General features: G+C 49.7%; 11 protein-coding genes. 7 read left to right on the forward strand and 4 right to left on the reverse strand.

The window, feature by feature from the left end; translation table 11 throughout:
* Window positions 1-13: 13 nt before the first annotated feature.
* The 4 genes from ACJ8W9_RS03990 (at window position 14) to ACJ8W9_RS04005 (ending at window position 6,386) form a co-directional block, all read left to right on the forward strand.
* Entirely contained in the window at window positions 14-1,963 is a 1,950-nt protein-coding gene (locus ACJ8W9_RS03990; protein ID WP_411360463.1) for an acetoacetate--CoA ligase, read from the forward strand.
* Between the two features lie 7 nt (window positions 1,964-1,970).
* Entirely contained in the window at window positions 1,971-4,208 is a 2,238-nt protein-coding gene (locus tag ACJ8W9_RS03995) for a putative bifunctional diguanylate cyclase/phosphodiesterase (RefSeq protein WP_411358601.1), read from the forward strand.
* A gap of 9 nt (window positions 4,209-4,217) precedes the next feature.
* Window positions 4,218-5,861: a 4Fe-4S dicluster domain-containing protein gene (locus tag ACJ8W9_RS04000; RefSeq protein ID WP_411358602.1), complete on the forward strand. Its 1,644-nt coding sequence runs from the start codon at window positions 4,218-4,220 to the stop codon at window positions 5,859-5,861.
* A 120-nt stretch (window positions 5,862-5,981) separates the two neighbouring features.
* Window positions 5,982-6,386: an H-NS family nucleoid-associated regulatory protein gene (locus ACJ8W9_RS04005; protein ID WP_411358604.1), complete on the forward strand. Its 405-nt coding sequence runs from the start codon at window positions 5,982-5,984 to the stop codon at window positions 6,384-6,386.
* Between the two features lie 49 nt (window positions 6,387-6,435).
* Here the strand turns inward: ACJ8W9_RS04005 and ACJ8W9_RS04010 are convergent, their stop codons facing one another.
* Together ACJ8W9_RS04010 and ACJ8W9_RS04015 are read right to left on the reverse strand one after the other, a co-directional pair.
* A complete protein-coding gene (locus ACJ8W9_RS04010) occupies window positions 6,436-7,203 on the reverse strand; it encodes an SDR family NAD(P)-dependent oxidoreductase (protein ID WP_411360465.1) in 768 nt (255 codons plus the stop codon).
* A gap of 125 nt (window positions 7,204-7,328) precedes the next feature.
* Complete coding sequence (locus ACJ8W9_RS04015) at window positions 7,329-7,973, reverse strand: hypothetical protein (RefSeq protein ID WP_411358606.1); 645 nt, start codon at window positions 7,971-7,973, stop codon at window positions 7,329-7,331.
* A gap of 231 nt (window positions 7,974-8,204) precedes the next feature.
* Here ACJ8W9_RS04015 and tsaA point away from each other — a divergent pair, with 231 nt between their 5' ends.
* Window positions 8,205-8,912 (forward strand): tRNA (N6-threonylcarbamoyladenosine(37)-N6)-methyltransferase TrmO, encoded by a 708-nt coding sequence (tsaA, locus tag ACJ8W9_RS04020; RefSeq protein WP_411360467.1) that lies wholly within the window; start codon window positions 8,205-8,207, stop codon window positions 8,910-8,912.
* A gap of 65 nt (window positions 8,913-8,977) precedes the next feature.
* Window positions 8,978-10,696 carry a proline--tRNA ligase gene (locus tag ACJ8W9_RS04025; protein ID WP_411360469.1) on the forward strand — a complete coding sequence of 573 codons (1,719 nt, stop codon included), beginning with the start codon at window positions 8,978-8,980 and terminating at the stop codon, window positions 10,694-10,696.
* Between the two features lie 78 nt (window positions 10,697-10,774).
* On the opposite strand, the gene gpt is transcribed toward ACJ8W9_RS04025, so the two are convergent.
* Complete coding sequence (gene gpt, locus ACJ8W9_RS04030) at window positions 10,775-11,260, reverse strand: xanthine phosphoribosyltransferase (protein ID WP_411358610.1); 486 nt, start codon at window positions 11,258-11,260, stop codon at window positions 10,775-10,777.
* Window positions 11,261-11,266: 6 nt separating this feature from the next.
* The gene (locus tag ACJ8W9_RS04035) at window positions 11,267-12,568 is read right to left on the reverse strand and encodes an NCS2 family permease (protein ID WP_411358611.1); all 1,302 of its coding nucleotides are present in this window, start codon (window positions 12,566-12,568) and stop codon (window positions 11,267-11,269) included.
* A 121-nt stretch (window positions 12,569-12,689) separates the two neighbouring features.
* Between ACJ8W9_RS04035 and ACJ8W9_RS04040 the strand changes: the two genes are divergently transcribed.
* Window positions 12,690-13,010 carry a 2Fe-2S iron-sulfur cluster-binding protein gene (locus tag ACJ8W9_RS04040; RefSeq protein ID WP_034728963.1) on the forward strand — a complete coding sequence of 107 codons (321 nt, stop codon included), beginning with the start codon at window positions 12,690-12,692 and terminating at the stop codon, window positions 13,008-13,010.
* Window positions 13,011-13,017 lie beyond the last annotated feature (7 nt).

Genomic DNA, 13,017 nt, shown 5'->3' on the forward strand with positions numbered 1-13,017 from the left:
ACGGGAGCCAATCATGACTGCGAAGATGTTGTGGCAACCTACAGCAACACAAATTGCCAACGCCCGCATGACCGATTTCATGCAGCACATAAACCAAAAATATAAGTTAGACCTTGGCAGCTACCATCAATTACATGACTGGTCGGTGCGTGAAAGTGCCGATTTTTGGCAGCAAATTTGGGACTATTTTGCGGTCATCGGCGATGCCGGCGCGCAAGTGGTCGAAGCGCAAGACAAACTGCCTGGCGCAAAGTGGTTTCCAGACGCGCAACTCAACTTCGCGGAAAATTTATTACGTCATCATGATGACCGTACCGCGCTCGTCTTTCGCGGTGAGGACGGCAGCCGTCAGCAACTGAGCTACGCCGAGCTCAATCAGCAGGTCGCAGCCATTGCCAGTCAGCTCGAGCAGCTGGGCGTGGCAAAAGGTGACCGCGTTGCAGCCATGATGCCTAACTGCATCGAAACCATCGTGGCCATGTTGGCAACAACTAGCTTAGGCGCTGTCTGGTCTTCTTGTTCGCCGGACTTCGGTGTACAAGGTGTGCTCGATCGTTTTGGCCAGATCTCGCCGAAGGCTTTCATCACTGTCGATGGCTATTTCTATAATGGTAAAACCCTCGACATTAGCGAGAAAACGACAGCTATTCGTGCTCAGTTAAACACCGTTGAGCAAACAGTTTTGGTCAACTTCGCGCGGCTCAATCCGCAGATCGACAACAACACCGTGTACTGGCATGACTGGCTCAAGCAAGCTGATGCAGCGGCCACACCAAGCTTTGTGCGTATGGGCTTTAACGACCCGCTGTATATCATGTTCAGTTCAGGGACCACCGGGGTACCCAAGTGTATCGTCCATGGTATTGGTGGCACCCTACTGCAACACCTGAAAGAGCACGGTCTCCATACCGATCTCAAACGCGACGATGTGTTGTTTTATTTCACCACTTGCGGTTGGATGATGTGGAATTGGTTGGTGTCGGGTCTCGCCCAAGGGGCAACGCTGGTGTTATTTGACGGGTCGCCCTTTTACCCCACCCCAGAAGTGTTATGGGATATCGCCGATGACGAAGGTATTTCGGTTTTCGGTACCAGTGCAAAATATTTATCGGCACTGGAAAAAGCCCAGTGCAAGCCGGCGCAATCGCATCAGTTAAGCGCATTACGCAGCATTCTCACTACCGGCTCGGTACTTGCACCTGAGAGCTTTGACTACGTGTATCGCGATATCAAACAAGACCTTTGCTTATCGTCAATTTCCGGCGGTACCGATATCGTTTCTTGTTTTGCTTTGGGTTGTCCTATCCTCCCGGTCTATCGTGGTGAACTGCAATGCTGCGGGCTTGGACTCGATGTGCAAGTGTTCAACGACGATGGCATCGCGGTGCAGCAACAAAAAGGCGAACTCGTGTGTCGCAACAGCTTTCCCTGTATGCCTATCGGCTTTTGGGGTGACGACGACGGCCAACGTTATTTCAATGCCTATTTTGCGCGCTTCGATAACATCTGGGCACACGGCGACTACGCTGAAATCACCGCACATGATGGTGTAATTATTTATGGCCGTTCCGACGCAGTGTTGAATCCAGGCGGGGTGCGCATTGGCACCGCAGAAATCTATCGGCAGGTCGAAAAAATCGATGCGGTACTCGAAAGTATTGCCGTTGGTCAGCACTGGCAAGACGATGAGCGTGTGGTACTCTTTGTGCGATTACGCGATGGCCTAGTATTAGATGCTGACTTGCAACAACAGATTCGCCAGATCATTCGGCAAAACGCGACGCCCCGACACGTACCTGCTGTTATCGCGCAAGTGAATGACATTCCACGTACCGTCAGTGGCAAAATTGTCGAGCTGGCAGTACGCCAGGTCATTCATGGCGAAACCGTCAAGAACACCGACGCTTTGGCAAATCCAGAAGCCTTAAAAGAGTTCGCAAATAGAGCTGAACTGAAGGACTAAAGCTAAGATGAAACAAAAGTTTTGGCTGCATTTTCGCAATCTGAGTCTGATTGCCTGTGTCGGTGTGGTGCTTACCTTGCTGGCACAGCATTTTGTGCTGCAATCTGAAGCCAAAGCAATTCAACAGCGTTTGACCGATGACACACGTTTGCTTGAAAACCAGTTTCGTCAATTGATGCTCAATTATTCATTCGCCACCGAATGGACTGCACGCAACCTTGCTGCAGACGAGACCCTACGACAGCAACAGCTAGATGAAGAAAGCACCTCGTTGTTCCTGTATTACCCCTCGTTGCAACGATTGCTGCTGTTAGATAGCAATTTTACTCCGGTCTACAATCGCAGTAACAGTCAACAAATGCCTCTACTCGACGCCGCATTCGCTGACACGTTGATTGCCAGCAAATTGCAGCATCGCAGTGAAAGTGCTCATGCGTTGTCGGCGCCGGCCCAGCAGTTCTCGGCGGCGGGCGAAGATATTGTGATTGCCGCGCATTTAGCACCTGCTGACGGTGACAATGCTTCACGTTACCTCGTTCTTGTGGTCGACATTAGTCGCTTGTTCGATGCTTTGGTGCGAACCGAGATTATCGAAGGCTATCAGGTGGAAATCACCGCCGAACAACAATCGATTTATCGCTTTGCAGGCAGCGACGCGATGCGCTCTGACTGGGCGATTGATCGCCCGTTACGCTTTGCCTCTAATGAATGGCAACTCAGTCTTTGGCCGACCGCCGAACGGCTCAAAGATATGCATTCAGCAAGCGGTCAATTGGTATTGTTTGGTGGCTTGGCACTCACGCTTGGTGCCCTGTTCTTGGGGTGGCGTGCCGCCAATTTGCGCCAACGACTATTACAACAACAGCAACAAATTAAACAATCCCGTAAGCAGTTGAAGCAGCACAATGCGTCGGAAGCGAAACTGATGTTTCTCGCCGATCATGATCCACAAACCGAATTGCCAAACCGCAACGGTTTAATTGCGCATTTGCGTGAACAACTACCGAATTGCCAAACGCGTCATCACGATATGTTGATCATGGTGATTGCGATTGACAGTTTTCGTGAACTCAATCACGCCCTAGGTCACGCTGTCGCCGATGAAATGATGAAACGGCTAGCCTTGCGCATCAAGAAGATACTGCCACAACGCACGCATCTAGCGCGCACCGGAATTGATACCTTTGTGCTGGCATACGAAGTGACCAGTTCGCAGCATAATGAGCAGGCGATCATCCAACAATTGACTGAGAGTATTCGCCCACAGTTGTTTATCGACCAACAAGAGATCTATTGCTCCGCGTCATTTGGGATTGCCTACGCCAGTGATGCTGATTACGATGCGGAAACCCTATTGCATTACGCCGATACCGCATTGTTTCATGCGAAACAACAGGGCTATTTTGGCGTTGCTAGCTATCGTCCTGAACAGGCACTAGAGCTATCGACGCGGCGCGAAACCCTCGCGTTGTTGCGCATCGCTTTAGAGCAGCGTGATTTAATCCTCTATTATCAACCCATCGTCAACGTGCGCACGCACCGCGCTGTTGGGGTCGAGGCCTTGCTACGCTGGCGGCACGGTGAACAACTCGTCGAGCCCTTGCAATTTCTGGACCTCATGGAACAAACAGGTCTCGTTTTTTCAATGACTGAGTTTGTGATTAAACACGCCTGTAAACAGGCGGCAGAGTGGCGACAGCTCGGTGATGGCAAGCTGCTGACCACCGTCAACTTATCGCTGCGTCAATTGACCATACCTGAATTACCAGAACTGATTGCACATCATCTGAAGCGCTCATCGCTACCCGCCGACGCCTTGCAGGTAGAGCTCAGTGAAGAAGTCTACTTACAGTTGTGCAATAATCATCGCAGCAGCGTTGAGCAATTTAAAAAACTAGGCTTACGGGTTGCGGTGCAATTGACCGGCATGACCAGTGCCTTAATTACGGCAATTAAAGTATGTCCGCCCTACACTATCAAAATCGCACCCAGTTTAATACGCGATGTGCCGGTGCAAACCATTGCAACCGAATTAGTCGAAGGGATATTGCGGACCGCGAGAAACCTGCGTATCGAAGTTGTTGCAGTGGCGGTAGAACAGCAACCACAAATTGACTTTTTACTGCAGCGCGATTGTTATATGGCGCAAGGAAATTACTTATTACCGGCACTTCCGGCCGCGCTACTCAGCGAAAAATTGTCACAGCCAATTAAGGGGCATATTGAACGCCCCACAGCGTTATAGGAGTTCAAAATGCAACGCGAAAGTATGGAATTTGACGTCGTTATCGTCGGTGCAGGTCCCGCTGGACTTGCGACAGCTTGCCGGTTAGCTCAGCTCGCGCAAGAACAGCAGCAAGAACTCATGATCTGTGTGGTTGAGAAAGGCTCAGAAGTGGGCGCACATATCCTCTCCGGCGCAGTATTTGAGACGCGTGCACTGGATGAGCTCTTTCCCGATTGGAAAGAGCGCGGAGCGCCATTAAATACGCCTGTGACTGAAGACCATATATTTTTATTCAATGATGATAAATCAGCGCGTCGTTTGCCGAACTTTATGGTGCCAAAAACCTTTCATAACGAAGGCAATTACATCACTAGTATGGGCAACCTCTGCCGCTGGTTAGCAGCACAAGCGGAGCAACTGGGTGTGGAAATTTTCCCTGGTTTCCCTGCTGCTGATGTCATCATTGAAGAGGGTCGTGTGGCTGGGGTGATCACCGGCGATATGGGTATTAGCGCTGACGGCGAACAAAAGGATAGCTTCGAACCAGGGATGGAACTGCGCGCCAAATACACCGTTTTTGCCGAGGGTTGTCGCGGCCATTTAGGCAAGCGCTTACAGGCTGAGTTTAATCTAGCTGATGATGCCTCACCGCAACATTATGCAATTGGTTTTAAAGAGATTTGGGATGTTCCTGCGGAACAGCATCAACCGGGCTTGGTGGTCCACTCTACAGGTTGGCCGCTGGATAAAAATGCGACCGGTGGTGGCTATTTGTATCATGCTGAAGATGGTCAAGTATACGTGGGATTGATCGTCGATCTGAATTACGCAAATCCCTATTTAAATCCGTTCCAAGAGTTTCAACGCTTTAAAACGCACCCTGAAATCGCGAAGACTTTGGCGAACGCTAAACGAGTTACTTACGGCGCAAGAGCCATCGCCAAAGGTGGTTTTTATTCGTTGCCTAAAATGACCATGCCTGGTGGTATTCTCGTTGGCTGTAATGCCGGCACCCTGAACTTTGCCAAAATCAAAGGTAACCACACAGCAATGAAGTCTGGGTTGCTTGCGGCCGAAAGTATTGTTACTGCATTGGCTGCGGACACTCCCGCCACTGAGTTAACCGATTATGCGGAACGCTTTAAACAATCTTGGCTGTACGATGAGCTTTACCGTTCGCGTAATTTCGGCCCAGTCATCCATAAGTTTGGCACTTGGGTTGGTGGTGCCTACAACACTGTCGACCAAAATTGGTTTGGCGGAAAACTACCCTTTACCTTCAAGGATGAAACGCCAGATTTTCGCTGCACTGGTAAAGCAGCGGATTTTCAACCGATTGAGTACCCTAAGCCAGACAATAAAATTACGTTTGACCGACTTTCTTCAGTGTATTTATCAAATACCAACCATGAAGAAGACCAGCCGTGCCACTTGCAACTCAAGGACGCCGACATTCCGCTACAAGTCAATTTGCCGGAATATGCGGAGCCCGCGCAACGATACTGTCCTGCTGGTGTTTATGAGGTAGTTGAAGAAGCTGGACAAGCGGTATTCAAAATTAATGCACAAAACTGTATTCACTGTAAAACCTGTGACATTAAAGACCCAAGTCAAAATATAACTTGGGTAACACCAGAAGGAACAGGTGGTCCAAATTACCCAAATATGTAAATTAAATTTACATCTTAATAATTGCTTGTAAGATAAAGCGGACAGCAAAATAAGCTTGCTGTTCGCTTTTTATTTTTATTAAATGCGAACTCTCACATTAAAAATTGGAATCATTAAATTATGAGTGACTTTTTAGATATCCTGACACATGGACGCCGTCTAAAAGCCGCAGTAAAGGAATTATCTGTTTCTGAACTAGAAGAAGTTCAGAAAAAATTAGAGAAAGTAATTAGTGACCGCCGTGAAGAAGAAGCGGAATTACAAAAGTTAGAAGCTGAGAAACAGCGCAAGATCGCTGAACTGAAGAAAGCGATGGCCGACGCTGGGATTGGTGTCGACGAATTAGTTGAAGGTACACCTGTTGCGGTGAAGCCGAAGCGTAAGCGCGCCCCGAAGCCAGCTAAATATGCAATTATTGATAAAAATGGCGAGCGTATCACTTGGACCGGACAGGGTCGTATGCCTAACGCATTAAAAGATGCTTTAGAGCGTGGTGATAAAATTGAAAAGTATTTGATAAAATAATGTGTTTTATTTAAATAGAAGCCGCTTTATAAGCGGCTTCTTTGTTTTTTTATTTTGCGCCCATGCCACCATCAATTCTGTAATTAGCGCCCGTAATAAACTGACTTTCATCACTTGCCAAAAATAAAGTTAAATAGGCAATTTCTTCTGATTCACCATAGCGCCCAAGTGGGATCATAGTTTCTAGTTGATGTTTCGTATCTTCTGCATGACCCGGTTGAAACATTTCTTCGATCGAACGCATCATTCGCGTATTCACCGGTGACGGGTGCACCGAATTGACACGGATCTTGTCTGCCGCGCCCTCGAGTGCTGCACATTTGGTGAGACCCGTGAGTGCATGTTTGGAAGTCACATACGGCGATGCTAGCGCACTACCATCTAGACCGGCCACTGACGACATGTTGATGATGCTTCCCCCGCCCTGTTGTTGCATTACTCGCATAACCGCTTGCAAACCAACAAAGGCGCCACGCACATTAATCGCTTGCACGCGGTCAAAATTCTCCAATGTTTGCTCGATTATCGGCATCATTTGGCCTTCAATCGCAGCATTATTCACAAAAATGTCAATGCGCCCAAAGGTTTTAACCGCATGATCGACATAAGCTTGTACTTGCTCGGGAACGCTCACATCGGCAACGTAATAAGTGCTTTGATCCGCTGGTAAGGTTGCGTCAACTTCCGCCAGCTCTGCTTCGTGCCAATCGACCAGAACCACTTTCGCACCTTCTTGCACGAACATCTCGGCGATAACTTTACCAATGCCGGCGCCTGCACCGGTGATCAGTGCAACTTTGTTTTGTAATCGAGCCATTTCTAACCTCCTGATAAATGACTACCTACAGGAATAGGTCATTTTCCGCTAAAAAGCAAAAGCCCTACATAGGGTAGGGCTTTTAAAACAACTTTCGTCACAAAAGTTGGTTGAGAGAGTAAGCTTTACTGAATCGTGATATTCGCTTCACCAATGCCTACATCGACATTGACGCGCGCTTGGCCACGTCCCTCAGCATTACCTGAAGCACTGATAAACGCGCGCTCTTTTTGCTGCTTCATAGCGCCTTCAATATTGACATCACCAATGCCTACATCAGCTTTTACGTCAGCGACTTCACCGAAAACAATCACATCCAATTCGCCAATGCCGATATCGACATCTAAGTCAGCGGCGTTCATTTCGCCAATCACTTCACCAATACCTAAATCAATATTCACGCTTGCGACTTGTGGCATTTTAATCCGCCAAGTCAACTTCACGTTGTCTTGCTCTGGAACACTCAAGTCAAGGCGATTGCCGTTTTGCTCGGCACGCAACTCAACCGCATCTAAATTAGCATCGCTAAAGAACGAGGTTTCCGCCTCTTCGGCGACCATTTCCACTTCAATGGTGTCACCACTGTAGCGGATCAGCTCAACACTACCCACACCTGATTCCACGCTAAGCTCGGTTGCACTACTCGCCGTGTAGCTTGCTTCGAACTTGCGCTCTTGCGCATTCGCCACACTCGCAAATGGCAAGCTCACCGCTGTTACCATTGCAATTAAAAAGACCGCTGAAAACCACACTGATTGTTGCCGTGTCATGATAAAAGCTCCCACATTTTTGTTGTTAGACACTCAATTGTTCATTCACATCCAGAGTAATGCACACACCGTGCCAACTTCGCCAACCCCACACCCAGCGCCCCCTCCACCGCAAAAACCCAAAACAAAGGGCAGCCCTTTCTGGGGGTAAAAGTTCGCGAAACTGACAAAAATGTGATGAAATCCGCTAAATAATGAATAGAGTCGTGAATTGCGCGAGTTCGGAGAGAGATGCAGCACAACATTGAGCCGATTGGCTACGTTCGCAGTCCTTATAAAGAGAAGTTTGCGGTGCCACGGCAGCCGGGCTTGGTGGCGGCGGCGCGCTGCTGCATTGAGTTGCATGGCGATTTTGCTAAGCCAGATACCACGCGGGGGCTGGAGCAATTTAGCCATGTGTGGGTAGTGTTCGCATTTCATGAAAATCTAACCCAAGGCTGGCAATCACTGGTTCGCCCACCAAGGCTCGGCGGCAACGAGAAACTTGGCGTGTTTGCCACGCGCTCGACATTTCGTCCCAATGGTTTGGGTTTATCGGTGGCCAAACTAGACCGCATTGAGTACGACAAGCACACCACCAAAATCTATGTTGCTGGTGGTGACTGGGTTGATGGCACGCCCGTGTTCGATATAAAACCATACATTCCCTATACTGATGCTGTGCCGCACGCCAAAGCTGGCTTTGCGCAACAGGCGCCAAGTGCAGAACTCACTACGCAATTTAGCGCCACCGCAAGTGCGCAACTCCAAGACCTCGCCGCACACTATCCACAGCTGCAGCAACTCATTGAACAGGTGTTGGCGCAAGATCCACGACCGGCGTATCAACGCCAACAAGCCAGCGAGCGTATCTACGGTGTCCATTTGTACGACCTTAATATCCAATGGCAAGTGCAAGGACAACAAAACCTCGTGATAAACATCACGAAAGTCTTTTGACCAGGGCTCGCTACTGATAGAATTCTGGTCAATCGATTGAACCGCATAAGAATAGAAGGGATACCATGCGTACCAGCCATTATCTTTTGGGCACATTGAAAGAAACGCCTGCTGACGCCGAAGTCATCAGTCATCAACTCATGCTGCGCGCCGGCATGATTCGTAAAGTTGCAGCCGGTTTGTACACTTGGACGCCCACTGGCTTGCGCGTCTTACGCAAGGTTGAAACTGTGGTACGGGAAGAAATGGAACGCGCTGGTGCTCTCGAAGTGCTGATGCCAATGGTACAACCCGCCGATTTATGGGAAGAGTCAGGCCGTTGGGAAGACTATGGTCCAGAGCTGCTGCGCCTCAAAGATCGCAACCAACGTGATTTCGTATTAGGCCCGACCCACGAAGAGGTGATCTCTGAGCTAGTGCGCAAAGAAGTGAACAGCTACAAGCAATTACCGCTAAATCTGTTCCAAATCCAAACCAAATTCCGCGACGAAATTCGTCCGCGTTTTGGCGTGATGCGCGCTCGTGAGTTCATCATGAAAGACGCTTACTCCTTCCATTTGGATCAAGCCAGCTTGCAAGAAACCTACGACGCCATGCATGCCGCTTATTGTCGTATCTTCGAACGCCTTGGTCTTGATTTCCGCCCAGTGATTGCCGATACCGGTTCGATTGGCGGTAGTTCATCACATGAATTCCATGTGTTGGCCTCATCTGGCGAAGACGATATCGCGTTTTCAGACAGCTCAGACTACGCTGCCAACGTTGAGCTAGCTGAAGCTGTTGCCCCAGCCCAGCAACGCCCTGCCGCTAAAGCAACCATGGAAAAAGTCGCGACGCCAAATGCGAAAACCATCGAGGCGTTGGTTGAGCAATTTAAGTTACCGATCACGCAAACCGTCAAAACCCTCATCGTTCATGGTAGCGAAGAAGGCAAACTAGTCGCACTTATGGTACGCGGCGATCACACACTGAACGAAATCAAAGCGGCAAAACTTGAGCAAGTCGCCAGCCCTCTGGTATTCGCGAGCGAAGAGGAAATTCGCCAAGTCATCGGTGCCGGTCCGGGCTCATTAGGTCCTGTCGATCTGCCAATCGATCTCATCATCGATCGCAGTGTTGCCGTCATGGCCGACTTTGGCGCCGGCGCCAACGAAGACGGCTATCACTACTTCAATATCAATTGGGAACGCGATGTCGCACTGCCGCAGGTCGCGGATTTGCGCAATGTGGTTGAAGGTGATCCGAGCCCATGCGGCAATGGTACCTTGCAAATCAAACGCGGCATCGAAGTCGGTCATATCTTCCAACTTGGGAAGAAATACTCTGATGCAATGAAAGTGGGTGTACTCACGGAATCAGGCAAGCACGAGACCTTGATGATGGGCTGTTACGGTATCGGCGTCTCGCGCATTGTGGCGTCAGCTATTGAGCAAAACCATGATGAGTACGGCATCACTTGGCCTGAGGCGTTAGCGCCTTTCCAAGTCGCCATCGTACCCATGAACATGCACAAGTCAGTACGCGTGCAGGAAACCGCCGAGCACCTTTACAAAGAGCTCAAAGCTGCGGGTATCGATGTGTTATTTGATGATCGCAAAGAACGCCCTGGCGTCATGTTTGCGGATATGGAGCTTATCGGTGTGCCGCATCAAATCGTCATCGGCGAGCGCAATCTCGACGAACAAGCCGTCGAATATAAAAACCGTCGCAGCGGTGAGAAAACTAAAATCGCCATCGCTGACGTTCTAACAACCCTTAAAGAAAAAGGCGTTGTTGGCTGTTGAAGGATCGTTATTCGTGATTCGTTATTCGAACAGCTAATAGCGAACAACAAAAAAAGCCGAGCAACCGCTCGGCTTTTTCTAACTCTCTTGGCCAGCTAGTGGCTCGACGTAATGCAAGTGCATATCCCACGGAAAATGAATCCACGTTTCCTGTTCTAAATCTGCAACAAAGTCGTCCACTAAATCCATCCCCGCCGGCTTCGCATACACCGTAATAAACTTCGCCTTTGGTAAACGCTTACGCAAGAATTTCAGGGTATTGCCGGTATCTACCAGATCATCAATCACCAAAAAGCCTTCGCCATCTGCAGTGCAGCTTACGTCTTTCAACAAGGTGACGCTGTCGCGCTGGCTGTCGTGGTCATACGAGCTCACACAGACGCTCTCCACCACGCGCAGATTCAACTCACGTGCCACAATGGCTGCCGGCACCAAGCCGCCGCGACTGACCGCGATTACGCCCTGCCATTGCTCCGCTGGCAATTGACGTCGTGCTAGTTCCTTCGTGGCGCGATGTAGTTCTTCCCAAGATACGAAAAATTCGCGATTTTCATGCCATCCCATGATGCGTTACTCCAACCAAATAAATTTTGCGACAAACAGTGCCGCGAGCACCGCGACACTCCAATTCAATTCTTTATAGCGACCACCGAGTGCTTTGATCACGACAAAGCTGATAAAACCTAGTGCAATGCCATCGGCAATCGAATAAGTGAGCGGCGTCATCAGCAGCACTACGGCCACTGGCGCCGCTTCGGTAATGTCATCCCAATCCACCGAGCGTAAGGTAAACAACATTAACACAGATACGTAAATAATCGCGCCAGCGGTTGCGTAGGCAGGCACCATCGCGGCCAGCGGCGCAAAGAAAATCGCCAAAATAAACAGTAAACCAACCACTACGGCCGCCATGCCCGTTTTTCCGCCTGAGGCAACACCTGCCGCCGATTCGATATAGCTCGTGGTGGTCGAGGTCCCCAACATCGAGCCTGCCACCGAGGCGGTGCTGTCCGCCATCAAAGCACGCTCAAGCCGCGGTAGGCGTCCATTCGCATCGGTCATGCCGGCGCGTTGTGCAACCGCCATTAAGGTACCCGAGGTATCAAACAAGTCGACGAAGAGAAAAGCGAAAATCACGCTTAACATCGCCACGTCAAAAGCGCCGGCAATATCAAGCTGCATAAAAGTTGGGGCCAAGCTCGGTGGCGCTGCGACAATGCCGGTGTAGGTCACATCGCCAAATAACCAGCCCAAAAAGGTAATTAGCAAAATACTGATCAGCGCTGCGCCATGCACTTGGCGCGCCACCAAGCCAATAATCAAAAAGAAGCCAAGACCTGCAAGCAACACCGACAATTGTGATAAATCACCGAGCGACACTAAGGTGGCGTCATGGGCGACGATAATATTGGCATTACTTAAGCCAATCAGCGCTAAAAACGCACCAATGCCGGCGGCAATCGCCAGCCGTAAGGTGGGTGGAATACTATTAATTATCCACGAACGCACACGTAACGCCGACAGTAAAAAGAACAACACGCCAGAGAAAAATACCGCACCCAAGGCGGTTTGCCAGGTGTAGCCCATACCCAGCACAACACTATAGGTAAAAAATGCATTCAAGCCCATACCGGGTGCCAGTGCCACTGGATAATTGGCCCACAGCCCCATAATTAAGCAACCAATGGCTGCCGCTAAGCAGGTAGCGACAAACACGGCGCCTTGATCCATTCCGGCTTCCGCAAGAATCGCAGGGTTAACGAAAATGATGTAAGCCATCGTCAAAAACGTCGTTACACCCCCGACGATTTCGCCGCGCACGGTGCTGCCCTGCGCTTGAATCTTAAATAGCTTTTCTAACCAGCCCTGCATGCCACCCCTCATTCAGCTAGCGCATCGTAAAAGACGCGAATTATACACAAAAAAGCGCCCAAATGGCGGCATTTGCTGTGCTAAAATGACCGTCGAGCAAACATCTAGTTGGGGTAAATCAATGCCAAGAGTTATTTATATCGACGCCAATGGCGGCGAGTTTGAGGCTGATGTTCCAGTCGGTCAGAATTTAATGGAAGGTGCCGTAGATAACATGATCGACGGTATTCTCGGCGAGTGTGGTGGCGTTATGTCGTGCGCAACCTGTCATTGTTACGTTGCCAAAGAATGGCAAGACAAAATCCCGCCCGCGTCAGAACGTGAAGAAGACATGCTCGATATGGCAGTCGACCCGCAAGAGAACAGCCGCTTGAGCTGTCAGATTGAAATGACCGAAGCACTCGACGGCATTACCGTTCATTTACCGCGTTCGCAGTACTAACAGCGCG

The organism is Pseudidiomarina salilacus (assembly GCF_047323925.1).
GTDB lineage: Bacteria > Pseudomonadota > Gammaproteobacteria > Enterobacterales > Alteromonadaceae > Pseudidiomarina > Pseudidiomarina salilacus.